This window comes from Phaeobacter sp. QD34_24 (assembly GCF_028890115.1).
Classification (GTDB): domain Bacteria; phylum Pseudomonadota; class Alphaproteobacteria; order Rhodobacterales; family Rhodobacteraceae; genus Phycobacter.
Window position 1 is genome coordinate 1 of the sequence record NZ_JARCJD010000005.1, and the last position, 17421, is coordinate 17421.

The 17421-nt window shown below is 61.3% G+C and carries 18 protein-coding genes; 13 read left to right on the forward strand and 5 right to left on the reverse strand.

Going from position 1 to position 17421, the window contains the following annotated elements:
• The first annotated feature begins 117 nt into the window (after positions 1-117).
• Positions 118-795, forward strand: coding sequence for an SUMF1/EgtB/PvdO family nonheme iron enzyme (locus PXK07_RS04985; RefSeq protein ID WP_274847099.1), 678 nt, complete (start codon positions 118-120; stop codon positions 793-795).
• A gap of 76 nt (positions 796-871) precedes the next feature.
• Here PXK07_RS04985 and PXK07_RS04990 read toward each other — a convergent pair whose 3' ends face one another.
• Together PXK07_RS04990 and PXK07_RS04995 are read right to left on the reverse strand one after the other, a co-directional pair.
• A complete protein-coding gene (locus PXK07_RS04990) occupies positions 872-1759 on the reverse strand; it encodes a hypothetical protein (RefSeq protein WP_274847100.1) in 888 nt (295 codons plus the stop codon).
• Between the two features lie 352 nt (positions 1760-2111).
• Positions 2112-2633, reverse strand: a complete 522-nt coding sequence (locus tag PXK07_RS04995; RefSeq protein ID WP_274847101.1) for a CBS domain-containing protein — start codon at positions 2631-2633, stop codon at positions 2112-2114.
• A 79-nt stretch (positions 2634-2712) separates the two neighbouring features.
• On the opposite strand from PXK07_RS04995, the gene PXK07_RS05000 reads away from it, so the two are divergent.
• Positions 2713-2898, forward strand: a complete 186-nt coding sequence (locus PXK07_RS05000) for a hypothetical protein (protein WP_274847102.1) — start codon at positions 2713-2715, stop codon at positions 2896-2898.
• On the opposite strand, the gene nqrM is transcribed toward PXK07_RS05000, so the two are convergent.
• On the reverse strand, positions 2895-3140 hold the full coding sequence (gene nqrM / locus PXK07_RS05005; RefSeq protein WP_274847103.1) for a (Na+)-NQR maturation NqrM: 246 nt from the start codon (positions 3138-3140) through the stop codon (positions 2895-2897). The two genes, PXK07_RS05000 and nqrM, sit on opposite strands and share 4 nt — an antisense overlap.
• Positions 3141-3161: 21 nt before the next feature.
• The gene (locus PXK07_RS05010) at positions 3162-4085 is read right to left on the reverse strand and encodes an FAD:protein FMN transferase (RefSeq protein ID WP_274847104.1); all 924 of its coding nucleotides are present in this window, start codon (positions 4083-4085) and stop codon (positions 3162-3164) included.
• 292 nt (positions 4086-4377) lie between these two features.
• On the opposite strand from PXK07_RS05010, the gene PXK07_RS05015 reads away from it, so the two are divergent.
• The 8 genes from PXK07_RS05015 to adh all read left to right on the forward strand — a co-directional run bounded on the left by PXK07_RS05015 (position 4378) and on the right by adh (position 13138).
• Positions 4378-5721, forward strand: a complete 1344-nt coding sequence (locus PXK07_RS05015) for a Na(+)-translocating NADH-quinone reductase subunit A (protein ID WP_274847105.1) — start codon at positions 4378-4380, stop codon at positions 5719-5721.
• Positions 5722-5724: 3 nt separating this feature from the next.
• Positions 5725-6924, forward strand: a complete 1200-nt coding sequence (locus tag PXK07_RS05020) for an NADH:ubiquinone reductase (Na(+)-transporting) subunit B (RefSeq protein ID WP_274847106.1) — start codon at positions 5725-5727, stop codon at positions 6922-6924.
• Positions 6917-7735, forward strand: coding sequence for a Na(+)-translocating NADH-quinone reductase subunit C (locus PXK07_RS05025; RefSeq protein ID WP_274847107.1), 819 nt, complete (start codon positions 6917-6919; stop codon positions 7733-7735). The genes PXK07_RS05020 and PXK07_RS05025 overlap by 8 nt, the downstream gene beginning before the upstream one ends.
• Positions 7735-8388: an NADH:ubiquinone reductase (Na(+)-transporting) subunit D gene (locus PXK07_RS05030; protein ID WP_274847108.1), complete on the forward strand. Its 654-nt coding sequence runs from the start codon at positions 7735-7737 to the stop codon at positions 8386-8388. Before PXK07_RS05025 ends, PXK07_RS05030 begins: the two co-directional genes overlap by 1 nt.
• Positions 8388-8996, forward strand: coding sequence for an NADH:ubiquinone reductase (Na(+)-transporting) subunit E (gene nqrE / locus PXK07_RS05035; protein ID WP_274847109.1), 609 nt, complete (start codon positions 8388-8390; stop codon positions 8994-8996). Before PXK07_RS05030 ends, nqrE begins: the two co-directional genes overlap by 1 nt.
• A gap of 12 nt (positions 8997-9008) precedes the next feature.
• A complete protein-coding gene (nqrF, locus tag PXK07_RS05040; protein ID WP_274847110.1) occupies positions 9009-10232 on the forward strand; it encodes an NADH:ubiquinone reductase (Na(+)-transporting) subunit F in 1224 nt (407 codons plus the stop codon).
• Between the two features lie 294 nt (positions 10233-10526).
• Positions 10527-11486 carry a helix-turn-helix domain-containing protein gene (locus PXK07_RS05045; RefSeq protein WP_274847111.1) on the forward strand — a complete coding sequence of 320 codons (960 nt, stop codon included), beginning with the start codon at positions 10527-10529 and terminating at the stop codon, positions 11484-11486.
• A gap of 128 nt (positions 11487-11614) precedes the next feature.
• Positions 11615-13138: an aldehyde dehydrogenase gene (adh, locus tag PXK07_RS05050; protein ID WP_274847112.1), complete on the forward strand. Its 1524-nt coding sequence runs from the start codon at positions 11615-11617 to the stop codon at positions 13136-13138.
• Between the two features lie 135 nt (positions 13139-13273).
• Here the strand turns inward: adh and PXK07_RS05055 are convergent, their stop codons facing one another.
• Positions 13274-14149 (reverse strand): LysR family transcriptional regulator, encoded by an 876-nt coding sequence (locus PXK07_RS05055; RefSeq protein ID WP_274847113.1) that lies wholly within the window; start codon positions 14147-14149, stop codon positions 13274-13276.
• 111 nt (positions 14150-14260) lie between these two features.
• On the opposite strand from PXK07_RS05055, the gene PXK07_RS05060 reads away from it, so the two are divergent.
• Genes PXK07_RS05060 through PXK07_RS05070 form a run of 3 tightly spaced genes read left to right on the forward strand, consistent with a single transcriptional unit; the run spans position 14261 to position 17362 of the window.
• Positions 14261-15418, forward strand: a complete 1158-nt coding sequence (locus tag PXK07_RS05060) for an ABC transporter ATP-binding protein (RefSeq protein ID WP_274847114.1) — start codon at positions 14261-14263, stop codon at positions 15416-15418.
• Between the two features lies 1 nt (position 15419).
• Positions 15420-16403, forward strand: coding sequence for a carbohydrate ABC transporter permease (locus tag PXK07_RS05065; RefSeq protein WP_274847115.1), 984 nt, complete (start codon positions 15420-15422; stop codon positions 16401-16403).
• Positions 16400-17362 (forward strand): carbohydrate ABC transporter permease, encoded by a 963-nt coding sequence (locus PXK07_RS05070; protein ID WP_274847116.1) that lies wholly within the window; start codon positions 16400-16402, stop codon positions 17360-17362. Before PXK07_RS05065 ends, PXK07_RS05070 begins: the two co-directional genes overlap by 4 nt.
• Positions 17363-17421: the final 59 nt, after the last annotated feature.

Below are 17421 nucleotides of genomic sequence, written 5' to 3' on the forward strand. Positions count from 1 at the left end.
TAGATCAGACATGTTACCGCTCGATTTTCGAACCGTGAATCACGCCGCTGGACGGAAATCAATGGGTCCTGACCCTACAGAAATGCGCAGAACAAGCGGATATGCGGCGATGAATACATGGCGCCGCTTTATGATCCGAAGGTAGAAAAACCCTCTGATGCCAAGGCCTGCATCGATATCTTCGAATTCCCCAACATCCCCTGCACCTATCCGGTCGTCTGGACCCGTGCCCGCGAGGCGGCACAGATCTGCGCCGCCGTCGGCAAGCGGATCTGCGACGCCCATGAATGGGAAGGCGCCTGTGCCGGCGCGCTGGAGCCGCCGGACTATTTCTTTGGCCGTGGATCGGTCGCAGCGATGCGCAGCGCCCATAATGCCAAATACGGCGGCACAAAGAACTGGGCCTATGGGGCGACCTATCAAAGCGGCATCTGCGCTGCCAACAGTACCAAAAGCGCCTCTTGCGGGGGCGGTGGCTTCAACAGCTGCGGGTCAAACACCTATCCCACCGGCGCCTTTCCGGGCTGTGTCAGCGCCCTTGGCGTCTACGATCAGCACGGCAACGCGGCCGAACATATGAACCTGCCGATGACCCCCCGCGAGATGGCCAGCACCGGCAGCACCTCATTGGGTGTCACCGAAATGAAAGGCAGCTGGTTCATCTGGGACAAATACCGCGCCCACCCGGATTGGTGCCGCTGGCGCGCGCCCTATTGGCATGGATCAAGGGTGATGAGCGCCAGCAGCCATGAGAACTACCACCTGGGATTCCGCTGCTGCAAATCACTGGAGTGATCCTGCCACGGCTCTGAACGCCCCCCTGACCGCAGAAGCAGAGCCAGAACTCAGAAACCCGGGATCAGGGCCGAGATCAGAACTGGGTGGCCAGCAGGCCTGTGGCATCGGCGATCGGCCCTTCAGAGCTGACAATGCCCGCCAGCTCACGATCCGCCATGATCTCCGCCAGGCTGGTCGGCCGCCCATTCACAAAGGCGGTCTGGCTCACCAGGCGAACGCCATGGCTGTAATCGGCATATTCCGCCCCGTGAACCGTGCTGAGCGGCTGGATCGGGCGTCCGTTCTGCCGATGCCAGCCATAGATGGCCACGCGCCCCGGTTTGCTGCGCAACCGATTGGTCAGCACAATGTCCTTCTTCTGGCCCGATGTCAGCGCGGCCAGGACCGACGGGCTTTGGGCGCGTTGCGCATCGATGATCTGATCGTGCCGCATCAGATAGTCGGTCGATTCCATCTGTGCTGTCGGCTTCATCGGACGCGGCGCAAGCCGGATCTGCGCGCGGTTATAGATCGCATCGACCATCTTTGGCGTCGGCAAAAGGAACCCCAGCTCGCTGGCGATCCGCGCCGCCGAAGCCAGGCCCATCGGCACCCGCACGAAATCCCGGTTGTCGCCAACCGCAAGGTATTCCGGCATGACGCAGATGGTCACCAACATCCGCTCTCCATTGGCAAGCACCCCGGCAATATCGACCGGCACCAGCTTGCGCAGGAAGGGCGGCAGGTTTCCTGACAGCACCTGCTCCATCACCAGATCGTCGCGCTGCCTGCCCTGGAGGCCCTGCAGGGCCTGCATCACCTCACTGCCACGCGGCGCCCTGCCCTGCCGTTTGGGCACCCCTTGGGTGAGCGGCGCCGGGCATTGCACGGCAGCGGCCCGACCGGCCTGGGGGAATGACGTGGAAACGGTAGCGGTTACAGCAAATGCCAGCGCCGAACGCAGGACTTTCCGACCAATCATGTGTTCTGCCCTTGTTACTTGTTATTCTGACTCAAACTGCCTCTGAGGTACTCGGCCTTGCTGAGTCTCATTGTGATCATCTTTCACAAGATCGCTTATTGCAGCAAGCCAAGCCGAACGGCTCGGCAGGAACCCGCTTCTTGGCCCTGAGACCAGACGACAGCGTCCCGCAGCTTGGCGGCCCCGGAGGGGACAGCACCAAAGACGACCCTTCACGATATGAGGGGGATCAGAGCTCAGACAATGGGATGCGACAAAAGAGTCCAGCCCCAGAGGGAGGCATGTCCTGGAGTGGCGGCACCCGCTTCAAGCATCACCGGGATGGCGCAGGCAGCACCATCCCGATCAGTCGTCAGCCGACGATCAATTGCTTCATTTGCAGGGCTTCATGCTCCAGCTGGGTCAGCCGGAAGTTTACGACATCGCCAATCGTGATCATGCCCGTCAGCTTGCCATCCGCTGTCACCGGCATGTGGCGGAACCGGCCCGCCGTCATACGCTTGAGCACCGACAGGAGCGGATCCGCCGGGCTGCAGGTTTCGACCTTCCGGGTCATCACGTCCCGAACCAGCTGCGGCAGGGTGCGGCCCGGCGCATCGGCGAGCTTGCGAACGATATCGCGCTCGGACAGCACCCCGCACAATGCCCCCGTTTCGTCGGTGGCCAGCAAGGCGCCGATACGCTTGTCCCGCAACAGCTCCACCGCTCGATGCAATGTCTCGTCAGGGCTGATCGAGAACACCTCGTTGCCCTTCCCGTTCAGGATATCGGCCACGGTCGCCATCGCAGGCTGCAGGTTGGAAGAGGGCGTCTGGCTATGACCGCCTTTCTTGTCCTTATCCTTGCGCATCGGTGCCTGATAGGAGGTGGGCATGGGGCGGCTCCTTTAAGCTGCGGTTGTCATTCATGACAGCCTGCAGCATAACGCAGCGTCTAGTAAAGTGGAGATCGCAGTGCCCCTGATTACCCTGTCCCCGCTGATCGCCACGGTGATCTTCGTGCTGGCCTGCCTGTCCGGCTACCAATATCGGCGGGTTTGGAAAATGGAAGGGCCGCGCTGGCAGCTGTGGCTTTTCGGCCTGTTGGCCGCAGCCGGGCTGCTGGTTCTTGGATTTGTTCCGCTGTCGACGGGAGGTTAGGCGCTTTTTTCCATGCGCTGCGCCTGTTCCATGATCTGACGCTTGCGCGGACATTGCAGCCGGTCGCGCAGCGGGCTGTCGGGGTCGATATCCTTGCTGCAGACAAGGCATTTGTCGGCACCGCTGATCGCATTCAAGCCGCCACAGCTTCCCTTGATCGTCTTGTTCATCAGGATCACGCCAAGGGCCATGCCCAGCATGATCAGCAGCAACAATCCAAACGTGAAGAGGAACGTGGTCATGGCGGCTTGCTCCGTCAGAACTTAGCTTGTCAGCGCGGTGAAGCGACCGCTTGCGGCGGTCTTGAACCGCAGGTCGGAGGCATCTTCGTCCCGGTCCACGAAGAGAACCGCGAGGTCGTGCTCCTCGGCAATTTCAAGGCCCCGTTCACGGCCCAGGATCAACAGGGCCGTGGCCCAGGCATCCGCCAGCATGGCATTCTCCGCCAGCACCGTCGCCGAGGCAGTCTTGTGGGTGATCGGGCGACCCGTGGCGGGGTCGATCAGGTGCGAATAGCGCTGCCCGTCCTTTTCGAAGTAGTTGCGGTAGTCGCCCGACGAGGCAACACCAAGACCGGACACACCGATCAGCTCCAGCACACCACCCGACAGGGCCGCGGGCTTTTCGATGCCGATCTGCCAGGGCAGGCCGTCCGCGTTCTTGCCCGAGGCATAAAGATCGCCGCCGATTTCAACCATGTAGTTGCTCAGGCCGAGGGATTCGAGCGCGCGGCCAACCGCATCTGCGCCATAGCCCTTGCCGATGGCCGACAGGTATACCTGCGTATCGGACTGTTTCTTCTGCAGGCTCGATGCGCCCACATTCAGCGTCGCCGCATGGCCCGAACGCGCCTTGGCCTCTGCGATTTCTGCATCGCCCGGCATGCCGACACCCGTGTTGGCACCAAAGCCCCAGAGCTCGATCAGCGGCCCCATGGTGGTGTCGAAACGGCCTTCACTTGCGATGTGAACCGATTCGGCGGCCTGCATCACCTTGGCCAGATCAGCCGAGACCGAAACCGCCTCGGTGCCGGTATTTGCATTGAAGCGGGAAATCTCAGACGTGGCGTCCCAGTTCGACATCTGCCGATTCACCAGCGCCAGGGCCGATTCGATCTGCTGTTTCGCCTCTGCTTCGCTGACCGAGTTGGTCGCGTCGACAGCCACCACATTATATGTAGTCCCCATCGTCAAGCCTGTGATTTTTATAATGTTTTCACCAGGCTTACAGGCGGCAAGCGCCATCGACATCAGGATGAAAGAACGGCGGGACAACGCGGTCAGATCAGACAAGGAGACACTCCCTTTTGGGTCGAGGCGGCCAAGGCGGTTTATCGGGACAGCTTTTCAACGAGTTTGCTGGGCAGTTCAACAGATAAAAGGCCGCGAAAGATAAAGTTTCCCAGGAGCCATATTTCCACTTTCACCCAAGGCCTGCTTGTCGCATAAGCCAAGAAATTTTCGGCAGAGGTGAAGAACGTTGCAGCGTTTCCCGCTAAGAAAAGGTTTGGATGTCCCCATCTCGGGCGCACCAAGATCAGAAATCGAAGTTGCTCCGAAATCGCAGACCTGTGGCATTCTGGGCGACGACTATATCGGCCTGAAACCGCGCGTCCTGGTTGCTGAAGGCGATGTGGTGGGGGCCGGTACTCCAGTGCTGATCGACAAGAACTTGCCGCAGGTGCAGATCGTCTCGCCCGTCGCCGGGCGGGTCAAGGCCATCAACCGTGGCGCCCGCCGCAAGCTGGTCAGCATCGAGATCGACGTCGATGACAGCGCCGCCGCGCCCGTAGATTTTTCGGCGGTGGGCGATGCCACAACCCCCGAAGGCCTGGCCGAGCGGCTCTGCGCTGCCGGGCTGTGGACCTCCTTCCGCACCCGCCCCTATTCAAAGGTACCCGATCCTGCCACCCGGCCTGCGGCGATTTTTGTCACCGCGATGGACACCGAGCCACTGGCCGCCGATCCGGCCCTGATCATCGCCGAAGACGCCGAGGCCTTTACCGCTGGTCTGGCTGCTGTGGCCTCGCTCTCGCAGGGCAAGACCTATCTCTGCCAGGGCGACGGCGCTAACATTCCGGGCGCCGACCTGCCCGGTGTCGAGGCGGCTGCCTTCTCCGGGCCCCATCCCGCCGGCCTCGCTGGCACCCATATCCATTTCCTTCAGCCCCTCAAGGCCGACACGCCGGTCTGGACCATCGGCTATCAGGACGTGATCGTGATCGGTCGCCTGCTTCTGACCGGAAAACTCGACGCCTCCTGCATCATTTCGCTGGCCGGTCCGGTCTGCGCGGATCCGCGCATGGTGCGCACCATTGCAGGTGCGTCGATGGCCGATGTTGCCCGGAATGATCTGCCGACCGATCTGCCGGTGCGGATGATCTCTGGTTCCGTGCTGAGCGGGCGCGCCGGTGAAGGCGAAAGCGGCTATCTGGGTCGCTACGCGCGCCAGATCACCCTGATCGAGGAAGACCGCAAGCAGATCCCGATGGGCTGGATCCGCCCGATGTTTGCCAAATACGCGGTTCAGCCGGTGCTGGGCTCGGCCTTGGCACGGCGCAAGTTCCCGCTGACGAGCAACCTCAATGGCGGGCGCCGGGCCATGGTGCCGATCGGCACCTTCGAAGCCCTGATGCCGCAGGATTTCCTCCCCACGCAGCTGCTGCGCGCGCTGCTGGTGAAGGATACCGATCAGGCCCAGCTGCTGGGTGCGCTGGAGTTGGACGAAGAGGATCTTGGCCTGGTCGGGTTCGCCTGTCCGGCCAAGTATGAATACGGGCTGGCCTTGCGCGACTGCCTGACCAAGATCGAGAAAGAGGGGTAAACAGTGGGCCTGCGTAATTTCTTCGATCGGATCGAGCCGCACTTTGAGAAGGGCGGCAAGTACGAAAAGTACTTCCCCATCTACGAGATGGTGGAGAGCTTCCTTTACACCCCCAAGACGGTGACCACGGTCGCGCCGCATGCACGGTCCTACGTGGATATGAAGCGGATCATGACCTATGTGGTGATCGCCACGATCCCCTGTATCCTGATGGGGCTTTATAACACCGGCTACCAGACCAACCTGGCGATTGCCGAATTTGGTGCCTCGGGCTGGCGCGCCGCCATCATCGACATGCTGGGCATCGGCTTCAATGCCGCCAACCCGCTGGCCAATATGGCGCATGGGTTGCTCTACTTCCTGCCGATCTACATCGTGACCCTGGTTGCGGGCGGCATCTTCGAGGTGATCTTTGCCACCGTGCGCAAGCATGAGGTCAACGAAGGCTTCCTGGTCTCCTCGATGCTATATGCGCTGATCGTGCCCGCCACGACACCGCTGTGGCAGGTGGCGCTTGGCATCATCTTCGGCGTGGTGATCGGCAAGGAAGTCTTTGGCGGCACCGGCAAGAACTTTCTCAATCCGGCCCTGACCGGGCGCGCGTTCCTCTATTTCGCCTACCCCGCACAGCTGTCGGGCGACAGTGTCTGGGTGCCTGTGGACGGCTTTACCGGCGCCACCGCGCTGGCGGTATCGGCCTCGCAAGGCTTCCAGGCCCTTGCCGCCAACGGCATGAGCTGGTGGGACAGCTTCTATGGCTTCATCCCCGGATCCTTTGGCGAGACCTCGACCCTGGCCTGCCTGATCGGCCTGGTCTTCCTGCTGGCAACCAAGATCGCCAACTATCGCATGGTGGTGGGCTGTCTTGCCGGCATGATCGGCTTCTCGCTGCTGCTGAACTGGATCGGCTCCGACAGTAACCCGATGTTCGCCATGCCCTGGTACTGGCACCTTGTGCTGGGTGGCTATGCCTTCGGGCTTGTCTTCATGGTGACCGAGCCCGTCTCGGGCGCGCATACGAATGTAGGGCGCTATATCTACGGCGCGCTGATCGGCTTCATGGTGGTGATGATCCGGGTGATCAACCCGGCCTTCCCCGAAGGCATGATGCTCGCGATCTTGTTCGGAAACGTCTTTGCGCCGCTGATCGACTACTTCGTCGTCCAGGCCAACATCAAACGTAGGGCCAAACGTCATGGCTGAGGAAAACAACACTCCGACCCCGCCGCAAGGCTTCATCCGCCGCTTCCTGGCGCTGCCGACGGACTCGGTGCCCAAGACGATCTTCGTTGCGGTATCGGTTTGCCTGGTGGCCTCGATCGTGGTCTCCGCCGCTGCGGTGGCGCTGCGCCCGATGCAGGCCGTCAACGCGCTGAAGGACAAGCAGATCAACATCCTGCAGGTGGCGGGCATCTATGATCCGAGCCAGGATGTGGTCGAGGCCTTCGGCGCCTTCGAGGCACAGGTTCTGGAACTGGAAAGCGGTGCCTTCACCGACGCCTTCGATCCTGCCAGCTTTGACGATCGCGCTGCTGCCGACGATCCGGCAACCTCGGTTGCGCTGAGCGACGACCCGGCCGGCATTGGCCGCCAGGCGCGGTTTGTCACCGTCTACCTGCTGCGCGACGAGGCAGGCGCGATCGACAAGGTGATCCTGCCGCTGCACGGCTATGGCCTGTGGTCGACGCTGTACGGCTTTATCGCGCTGGAAGAGAACGGCAACGACATCTTCGGCCTGCAGTTCTACGAGCACGCGGAAACACCGGGCCTGGGCGCCGAGGTGGACAATCCCCGCTGGAAGGCGCTGTGGAAGGGCAAGAAACTGGCCGATGACAGCGGCGCATTGCAGATCAGCGTCAGCAAGACAGCACCTGCCGCCGGGGCCGAATACCATATCGATGCGCTGGCCGGGGCGACGCTGACCACCGGCGGTGTCCATAACCTGGTGAATTTCTGGATGGGCGAGAGCGGCTACAAGCCGTTCCTCGAGAACCTCAAGGCGGGGAACCTGTAATGGCACATAAACGCAGAGACATGCTGATCGACCCGCTGGTCGACAACAACCCGATCACCCTGCAGGTGCTGGGCATCTGTTCGGCCCTGGCGGTGACCTCGTCGCTGCAGGTGGCCTTTGTGATGGCGATCGCGGTGACGCTGGTGACGGCGTTTTCGTCGATGTTCATCTCGATGATCCGCAACCAGATCCCCGGCTCGATCCGGATCATCGTGCAGATGGTCATCATCGCCTCGCTGGTGATCCTGGTGGACCAGATGCTGAAGGCCTTCGCCTTTGAGATTTCCAAGACGCTCTCTGTTTTTGTCGGCCTGATCATCACCAACTGTATCGTGATGGGCCGGGCCGAGGCCTTTGCCATGAAGAACCCGCCGATCGACAGTTTCATCGATGGCATCGGCAACGGGCTGGGCTATGGGCTGATCCTGATGCTGGTCGGCGTGATCCGCGAGCTGTTCGGCTCCGGCAGCCTGTTCGGCATCACCATCCTGGAAACAGTCAATAACGGCGGCTGGTATGTGCCCAATGGCCTGCTGCTGCTGCCGCCTTCGGCCTTCTTCATCATCGGCCTGATCATCTGGGCGTTCCGCACATGGAAATCCGAACAGGTCGAAGCCCGCGAATATAAAATCCAGTCGGTTGAGGCACACTGATGGAAGATCTCATCTCCCTCGCAGTCAAGGCGATCTTTGTTGAAAACCTTGCCCTGTCGTTCTTTCTCGGCATGTGTACCTTCATCGCCGTTTCCAAGAAGATCTCGACCGCCATTGGTCTGGGCATCTCGGTGATGATCGTCCAATCCATCACCGTGCCCGCCAACAACCTGATCCTGACCTACCTGCTGGCCCCCGGCGCGCTGGCCTGGGCCGGGTTTCCCGAGATCGATCTCACCTTCCTTGGCCTGATCTCCTATATCGGCGTGATCGCGGCCCTGGTGCAGATCCTCGAGATGGTGCTCGATAAGTACTTCCCGCCGCTTTACAACGCCCTGGGCGTGTTCCTGCCGCTGATCACGGTGAACTGCGCCATCCTTGGCGGTTCGCTGTTCATGGTCGAACGCGGCTACGATTTCTCGGAATCGCTGACCTATGGCGTCTCCTCCGGTTTCGGCTGGGCGCTGGCGATTACCGCCATGGCCGGTGTGCGTGAAAAGCTGAAGTATTCCGACATTCCCGATGGCCTGCAGGGCCTGGGGATCACCTTTATCACCGCAGGATTGATGGCGATGGCCTTCATGTCCTTCTCTGGCGTGAAACTGTAAAGGATCAACGCAATGGCAACCTTTGGCCTTGGCATCATCCTCTTCACCCTGATCGTGCTCGCCCTTGTGGTGGTTATCCTGGCCGCCCGCTCGCGGCTGGTGTCCAGCGGCAACGTCAATATCACCATCAACGGTGAGAAGACCATTTCCGTGCCTGCGGGCGGCAAACTGCTGCAGACACTGGCCGAGCAGAAGCTCTTTGTCCCCTCGGCCTGTGGTGGAGGCGGCACCTGTGCGCAGTGCCGTGTGCGCATCCATTCCGGTGGCGGATCGATCCTGCCGACCGAGGAAAGCCACATCACCAAACGTGAGGCCGCCTGTGGCGACCGCCTGTCCTGCCAGGTGGCGGTCAAGCAGGACATGGAGGTCGAGGTCCCGGAAGAGGTCTTCGGCGTCAAGAAATGGGAATGCACCGTGCGTTCCAACGAAAACGTCGCCACCTTCATCAAGGCCCTGGTCCTGGACCTGCCCGAAGGCGAGGACGTGAACTTCCGCGCCGGTGGCTACATCCAGATCGAAGCCCCCGCGCATCAGTTGAAATACACCGATTTCGACATCGAGGAAGAATACCGCGAAGACTGGGACAAGTTTAACCTGTGGCAGTATGAATCCACGGTGACCGAACCCATCGAGCGCGCCTATTCGATGGCCAACTATCCGGATGAAAAGGGCATGATCATGCTCAACGTCCGTGTGGCCTCGCCGCCTCCGGGGTCGACGGACATTCCTCCGGGCCAGATGTCCTCCTTCATCTTCAACCTGAAACCAGGGGACAAGGTGACCATCTCCGGCCCGTTCGGCGAATTTTTCGCCCGCGAAACCGACAAGGAAATGGTGTTCATCGGCGGCGGCGCCGGCATGGCACCGATGCGCAGCCATATCTTCGACCAGCTCAAACGGCTGAAGAATAAGGATCGCAAGATCACCTTCTGGTACGGTGCGCGGTCGAAGAAAGAGATGTTCTTCGTCGAGGACTTCGACGAACTGGCCAAGGAATTCCCCAACTTCACCTGGCATGTGGCGCTGTCGGATGCCCTGCCCGAGGATGATTGGGGCGGCTACACGGGCTTCATCCACAATGTTCTTTATGACGAATACCTGAAGAACCACCCGGCGCCGGAAGATTGCGAATTCTACATGTGCGGCCCGCCCATCATGAACTCTTCGGTGATCAATATGCTGCTCGACCTCGGCGTGGATCGCGAAGACATCATGCTGGACGATTTCGGCGGCTAACGCACCTGCTGCATCGGCAGCCGGTCAGCTTATGGATCAGGCGTATTCCCGGTAACGGCCCCCTGCCGTCCCCGGGGATGCGCCTGATTTCCTTTCAAGCCCCCGGAACAGCTGCACTCCTGCTTGACGGCAGCCCTTTTTCTCCTGCCTGGCACAGTGGACACGGCCGCCCATGGCCCGAAGCGATTGCGAAAAGACCCGCCAACTGTCTCAGCTCTGAGACAGACGCATCCTGCAGCGTTTGCCTTGGCCCTTGTCTTCACCTAGCCTTGTCGAAACTCTCTGCCGCTAGCTATGACCCCATCTGTCGCACATATCGAAAAAGTTCTGGAAGTTGCGAACTCTCCCTCTGCGGCTGCCCGGTCGCGGCTCGCGGCAAGCTGGCGGCGTTCGGCGGAAAAGCATGGGCTCGACCCCGGCGAGCACCGCAGCCCGAAACGGGTGGAGGGCACGCACCTGCGCGAACGGCTGGATGCTTTCGAGAAATTCATGACCGTTGCTGCCCCTCGGATGGATTGCCTGTTTTCCCTCATCGGCCAGTCCGGATGCGCCGTGCTGCTGACCGACGACGATGGGGTGGTTCTGGATCAGCGGATTTCCGAAGCCGACACTGCTGTCTTTCAGGAATGGGGCCTCAGTATCGGCGCCGACTGGAGCGAACAGAATGAAGGCACCAACGGGATCGGCACCTGTCTGGCCGAACAGAGACGGGTCATTATTCACCGGGATGAGCATTTCTTTGCCCGCAACACCGCAATGAGCTGTATCGATGCGCCCATCTACGGTGCCGACGGGCGGATCATGGCGGCGTTGGATGTGTCGTCGGCACGGGCGGATCATACAGAAGCCTTCAACCGCCTGATCGGTGCCCAGGTTGCCCAGACGGCCCGCGCCATCGAGGAGGCGAACTTCCGCGCCGCCTTTGACAAGGCGCGTATCGTGGTCGCGGAAAGCGACAATGCAGAAGCCTCCACCCTTTTGGCCATCGACGAGCACGATCTGATCATCGGAGCCACCCGCGAAGCACGCCGGGTCTTCCGTTTCGCCCCGGTGGGCGATCTTGCGCCACGCCCCGCAAATGACGTGCTGGGGCGCCGGGATGGGCCGACCGGCTTTGAAAAGGCGGAGCGGGCGGCGGTCATCCGGGCCCTGACCCGCAGCGGTGGCAATGTCTCCGAGGCCGCGCGGCACCTCGGGATTGGCCGCGCCACGCTCTATCGCCGCATGAAGCGGCTGGGATTGGATCAAGGCTGATCCAAGGTGTCTCAGCGCTGAGACAGACTCTCGCTGTTCAATCTGTCGACCTGCAGACAGCACGGGGTGGCCCGCGCATCTTCCATCGCAGTTCCGGAGGAGGTCCGGACACATGGAGGAGAAACACAATGAATGACATGACCCATACCGAGGCAGGCACCTATGTCTCGCCCTTCAAGCCCCGCTATGACAACTTTATCGGCGGAGCATTCACGCCGCCAGTGAACGGCCGGTACTTCACCAATGTCACCCCGATCACCGGTGAAGCGATCACCGAATGCGCGCGCTCAGACCAGGCCGACGTGGAACTGGCGCTTGATGCGGCCCATGCGGCCAAGGACAGCTGGGGCCGGACATCGGCCGCCGAACGCTCCAACATCCTGCTGAAGATCGCCGATGCGATCGAGGCCAACCTCGAGCGGTTGGCACAGGCGGAAACCTGGGACAATGGGAAGCCGATCCGAGAGACCCTGGCGGCCGATATCCCGCTGTCTGCCGACCACTTCCGCTATTTCGCAGGTGTGCTACGCAGTCAGGAAGGCAATATGAGCGAGATCGACGCCGATACCGTCGCCTATCATTTCCATGAACCCTTGGGTGTGGTCGGTCAGATTATCCCCTGGAACTTCTCGATCCTCATGGCCGCGTGGAAACTGGCCCCTGCCCTGGCGGCGGGCAATTGCATCGTGCTGAAACCGGCGGAACAAACCCCGGCGGCGATCATGATCCTTGCTGAAATCATGGCCGAGTACCTGCCTGCCGGTGTCCTGAACATCGTCAACGGCTATGGCGGGGAAGTCGGTGCGGCTTTGGCGCAATCGTCGCGGATTGCCAAGATCGCCTTCACCGGCTCCACCGAGACGGGGCGCAAGATCATGCAGGCGGCCACGACCAACCTGATCCCCGTCACCCTGGAACTGGGGGGCAAAAGCCCGAATATCTTCTTCTCGGACGTGATGGCAAAGGATGATGCCTTTCTGGACAAGGCGGTCGAAGGCTTTGTTCTGTTTGCCTTCAACCAGGGCGAGGTCTGCACCTGCCCGTCACGAGCGCTGATCCAGGAGGACATCTACGAGGACTTCATCGCCCGCTGCATTGAACGCGTCAAAGCCATCAAACACGGCGACCCGCGCAATCCTGACACGATGGTTGGGGCGCAGGCCAGCGTTGAACAACAGGAAAAGATCCTGTCCTACCTACGCATTGGCGTCGAAGAAGGGGCCGAAGTTCTGGCCGGTGGGGCGGCCGCGCAGTTCGACGGTGAGCTGGCCGGAGGAAACTACATCCAGCCCACCATCCTGAAAGGCCACAACAAGATGCGGGTGTTCCAGGAAGAGATCTTCGGACCCGTCGTTTCAGTGACCACCTTCAAGGACGAAGAAGAGGCGCTGCAGATCGCCAATGACACGATGTACGGGCTGGGTGCGGGTGTCTGGTCGCGCGACGCCAATACCTGTTATCGCTTCGGTCGCGCGATTGAAGCGGGCCGCGTCTGGGTGAACAACTATCATGCCTATCCCGCCCATGCGGCTTTTGGCGGCTACAAACAGTCGGGCATCGGGCGCGAGACACACAAGATGATGCTGGACCACTACCAGCAGACCAAAAACATCCTAGTCAGCTACAACCCCAACAAGCTTGGTTTCTTCTAAGCGGGCCCTGGCGGGGGCCAACAGGCCCCTGTCGATCTCGTCCCCGTGTCAGCGATGGCCGAAAACACGGCTCTGGCTGCCGCCCGCATGGCAGAGTGCAGAACCGCGAGGCGCTGCCCATTCTGATCCCGGTGGCTATCTAAAGTCCGAATAGGACGCGATGTCGATGAAGGCCCTGACCAGCCGCAGACGCGCCCGGTCCTTGGGTGCGACGACCGCCGTTTCATGCGCCTCAGAGAGTTCCGCGATTGGCACTTCAACCAGACCGCGGGAAATCAACCCGCTGTTGCCAAGAAAGATGGCGATGCCTGCACCCTGCAACACGGCCTCGCACATCAGCGGGAAGGTGGTCATCTTGATGCTGCGTTGAAACTGTACCCCGTGCCTGACCAGAGCCTCGCGCACGACACGCTCGGTCAGCGAACCGCTTTCCGGCAGGATGATGGTTTCCTGCGCCAGATCCCTGAAATGCAGAACCTCCCGATTGGCAAGCGGCGAGGACGGCAGGACATAGGCAACATAGCAGGCCTTTTGCACCGACACCCGATCCCAATCGTCTGCCTTTGGCGGATCCGTGATCACCCCGACATCCGCCCGCCGTTCCCGCAACAGCCGCGTTGCCGTGGTCCAGGAATAGAGCGCGAATTCGATCTCTACATCCGGGTAGCTCTGCCGGAACAGGCTGATCGCCCTCAGCGCAGGCATCGGCGCGTTGGCGATGATCTTGATGTGACCACGCGCCATGGCCTCGAACCCCTCAAGCCGCTCGTTGATTTCGGTGTCCAGCGCCACCAGCCGGTCGGCAAGGTCGTAGAAATCCTGGCCTGTGCGGGTCAGGGCGAGGCCGTCGCGGCTGCGCAGCAGCAATTGCGATCCGACCTGTTTTTCCAGCTTTGCCACATGCTGCGTCACCGCCGACTGCGTCACCCCCAGCCTTAGGGCTGCGGCCGAGAAACTCCCCTCGCGGACCACATAGGCAAAGGCAACGAACTGATGGTGACTGGCAGGCATGGCGGCTCCTTCGTTCAGGGGCAGCCATAGCGGTCATTAGTCTCACTAATATGACGTCACATTAGTGAGAGCTGCCCTGCGTACACCATTGCCGTCAGATGGAGGAATCAGATGGCCGGGTTGAGCATCGATCAAGTGACCAAACGCTTTGGGGATACCGAAGTGCTCAAGGGGGTGTCGCTGGACATTGCCGATGGTGAATTCGTCTCGCTGGTGGGCCCATCGGGCTGCGGCAAGTCCACTTTATTGCGGATCATCGCCGGGCTGGAAGAGCAAAGCGCGGGCGAGATCAGCATCGCGGGCCAATCGGTGGCGGGTCAACGGGCCGCGGACCGCAACCTGTCGATGGTGTTTCAATCCTACGCGCTCTATCCGCATCTGAGCGTCGGCGAGAACATCGCCGTGCCGCTGAAGATGCGCCGCATGAGCGGGATGCAGCGGCTTCCCCTGATTGGCCGCGTCATGCCGGGTGCCCGCGCCATGGCGCAGGACATCGGGCGGGACGTCGATCACGCCGCCCGGATGCTGGAGATCGGACACCTGCTGGATCGCAAGCCCGGGCAGCTTTCGGGCGGGCAGCGTCAGCGCGTTGCCCTTGGGCGCGCCTTGGTGCGGGAACCTGCCGCCTTCCTACTGGATGAGCCACTATCAAACCTTGATGCCAAGCTGCGGGTGCAGACCCGGGCCGAGATTGCCCAGCTGCATCGCAGGCTTCAGGCCACCTTCATCTACGTGACCCACGATCAGGTCGAGGCGATGACCATGTCCGACCGGATCGCCGTGATGATGGGCGGGCGCATCCTGCAATGTGCTGCCCCCGAAGTGGTCTATGAGGATCCCGATCATATCGAGGTGGCCGAGTTCATCGGCTCCCCCAAGATCAACATCCTGCCGCTCGAGATCTCCGAGGGCGGCCGTCTGAACCTGATGGATCGCCCCCTGGACATCGTAATCCCGAAGGCTGCGCGCGGTGTTGCCTCCCTTGGCCTGCGTCCCGAGGCGCTGAGATTGGGCGGCGAGGATGCGCCGCTTCATGGCCAGGTGGTGCACACGGAGAACCTGGGTTCGGAGGTCTTCGTTCAGGTGGCCCTGACCGCCAGCCAAGATCGCGTCACCCTGCGCGCCACGCCGGATCAACGCGCTGCCCTTGCCCTTGGGACCTCGGTTGCCCTGAATTTCAACACAGGCAAAGCGCTGGTGTTTGATGCCGATGGCGCGCGACTGCGCGGGCTGCGGCAGCTGAATGCCGCCGCCTCCGAGGTGGCCTGACATGACCGCCATCGAGACCACTCTCGCAGACCGGGCGCAAAGACCGGTTACGGATCACGCCAGCAAGGAACGCCGCGCGGCCTGGGCTTTGACCGCGCCTGCCCTGATCCTGATGGTGGTGATCCTTCTGGCGCCGGTGCTGATTGCCGGGCTGCTGTCCCTGACCAACTATTCGCTGGGCAACAGTGGCTTTGATTGGGTCGGCGCCAGGAACTACGAAAAACTGTTCACCCGTTCGACCTATGAAAAGATGTTCGTTGCCACTCTGACCTATGTTGTCACCGTGGTTCCGATCTCGGTCGGGCTTGGCCTCGGCGCGGCACTGCTGATCAATTCGCTGGGCCGCTTCCGCGAGATCTACAAGACGATCTATTTCCTGCCTGTGATGGCAACGCTGCTGGCCATGGCCATTGCCTGGGAGTTCATGCTGCATCCTTCGATCGGGATGATCAACCAGACGCTGGCGATGGGCTGCGGCACCTTCCTGGAGGCACTCTGGCCCTTCATGGCCGAGAGCTGCGCGGACCGCTTCCCGGTCTGGCTGGGCGACAAGAGATACGCAATCTGGGTGATCTGCTTCATCGGAATCTGGCAGGGGTTCGGCTTCAACATGGTGCTGTATCTTGCCGGCCTCACAGGGGTTCACCGCGAGCTCTATCACGCAGCCGAAATGGATGGCGCAAAATCCGCCTGGGAGCGTTTCCGCCTGGTCACATGGCCCGCGCTGGGGCCGACCACGGTCTTTGTCGTCACCATCAGCTGCATCCGCGCCTTCCAGGTCTTTGACACCATCGAAGCCTTCTGGCCCCAGGGCGGCGGGCCGAATAAATCCACCTATGTGATGATGTTCGCCATCTTCGAGAAGGGCGTGCAGCAAAACCTTATCGGCATCGGCTCGGCCATCACCATGCTGTTTCTCGTCTTCGTCATGTTCCTCACCCTGATCCAGCGCTGGCTGGTAGAGCGAAAGGTGCACTACAAATGACCCGCGACTGGTGGAAACATCTGATCCTGATCCTTGGCGTGATCGTCGTCATTGCGCCCTTTTACATGATGGTCAGCTACTCCTTCAAATCGCCGGGAGAGATCGACCGCGGCGAAGGGGGCTTTTTCGGGCGGCAAGAGCTGATGGTGGATGAGCGCTGCGTCAAGCTGCGCGATCCGAACCGCGACGACATTGCCGCCGCCGCAGATCGGTTTCCGGGGCAAAGCGACAGCCAGATCCGGGATGCCCTTCTGGCCGAGGCCACGGCCGAGTGCTCCATGCGGCCCGTGGTGTTCAACTACACCAAGGCCTTCACCGAGGCGCCATTGCTGCGCTACCTTATGAACGGGGTGATCGTCACCGCCTCGATCTTCCTGATCCAGGTGGTGGTAGCCCTGCCTGCTGCCTATGCACTGGCCAAGCTGAAATTCTGGGGGCGCGAGGCGGTCTTTGGGCTGGTGCTGTTCTGCCTGTTGATCCCGGTCCACGCCATTGCGCTGCCGCTATATATCATGCTGGCCAAGCTGGGGCTGACCAATACCTATGCCGCCCTCGTGGTGCCTTGGACGATCAGCGTTTTCGGCATCTTCCTGATGCGCCAGTTCTTCATGACGGTACCGGATGATCTGATCGATGCGGCGCGCATGGACGGGATGGGGGAATTCGCCATCGTCTGGCGGGTGATGCTGCCCACGGCCATTCCCGCCCTGCTGGCTTTCGCGATCTTCTCCATCGTGGCCCATTGGAACGATTACTTCTGGCCGCGCATCGTGGTGACCGGCAATCGCGACCTGTTCACGCCGCCCCTGGGCTTGCGTGAATTCAAGGGCGACGGCGACGGATCCTTCTTTGGGCCGATGATGGCCACGGCCACCGTGATCGTCACGCCGCTGATCGTCGCCTTCCTTATCGCACAGAAACGCTTCATCGAGGGGATCACCCTCAGTGGCATGAAATGAACCGGGACCGCCCGCCTTCAGGGCGGCCCCACTCCCGATGTCCCAACAGGGACAAACCC

Bases quoted from the DNA above. Each gene is read 5' to 3' on its own strand.
- PXK07_RS04985 (WP_274847099.1), top strand. From the start codon at position 118: ATGGCGCCGCTTTATGATCCGAAGGTAGAAAAACCCTCTGATGCCAAG.
- PXK07_RS04990 (WP_274847100.1), bottom strand. From the start codon at position 1,759: ATGATTGGTCGGAAAGTCCTGCGTTCGGCGCTGGCATTTGCTGTAACC.
- PXK07_RS04995 (WP_274847101.1), bottom strand. From the start codon at position 2,633: ATGCCCACCTCCTATCAGGCACCGATGCGCAAGGATAAGGACAAGAAA.
- nqrM (WP_274847103.1), bottom strand. From the start codon at position 3,140: ATGACCACGTTCCTCTTCACGTTTGGATTGTTGCTGCTGATCATGCTG.
- PXK07_RS05010 (WP_274847104.1), bottom strand. From the start codon at position 4,085: ATGGGGACTACATATAATGTGGTGGCTGTCGACGCGACCAACTCGGTC.
- PXK07_RS05025 (WP_274847107.1), top strand. From the start codon at position 6,917: ATGGCTGAGGAAAACAACACTCCGACCCCGCCGCAAGGCTTCATCCGC.
- PXK07_RS05030 (WP_274847108.1), top strand. From the start codon at position 7,735: ATGGCACATAAACGCAGAGACATGCTGATCGACCCGCTGGTCGACAAC.
- nqrE (WP_274847109.1), top strand. From the start codon at position 8,388: ATGGAAGATCTCATCTCCCTCGCAGTCAAGGCGATCTTTGTTGAAAAC.
- nqrF (WP_274847110.1), top strand. From the start codon at position 9,009: ATGGCAACCTTTGGCCTTGGCATCATCCTCTTCACCCTGATCGTGCTC.
- PXK07_RS05045 (WP_274847111.1), top strand. From the start codon at position 10,527: ATGACCCCATCTGTCGCACATATCGAAAAAGTTCTGGAAGTTGCGAAC.
- adh (WP_274847112.1), top strand. From the start codon at position 11,615: ATGAATGACATGACCCATACCGAGGCAGGCACCTATGTCTCGCCCTTC.
- PXK07_RS05055 (WP_274847113.1), bottom strand. From the start codon at position 14,149: ATGCCTGCCAGTCACCATCAGTTCGTTGCCTTTGCCTATGTGGTCCGC.
- PXK07_RS05060 (WP_274847114.1), top strand. From the start codon at position 14,261: ATGGCCGGGTTGAGCATCGATCAAGTGACCAAACGCTTTGGGGATACC.
- PXK07_RS05065 (WP_274847115.1), top strand. From the start codon at position 15,420: ATGACCGCCATCGAGACCACTCTCGCAGACCGGGCGCAAAGACCGGTT.
- PXK07_RS05070 (WP_274847116.1), top strand. From the start codon at position 16,400: ATGACCCGCGACTGGTGGAAACATCTGATCCTGATCCTTGGCGTGATC.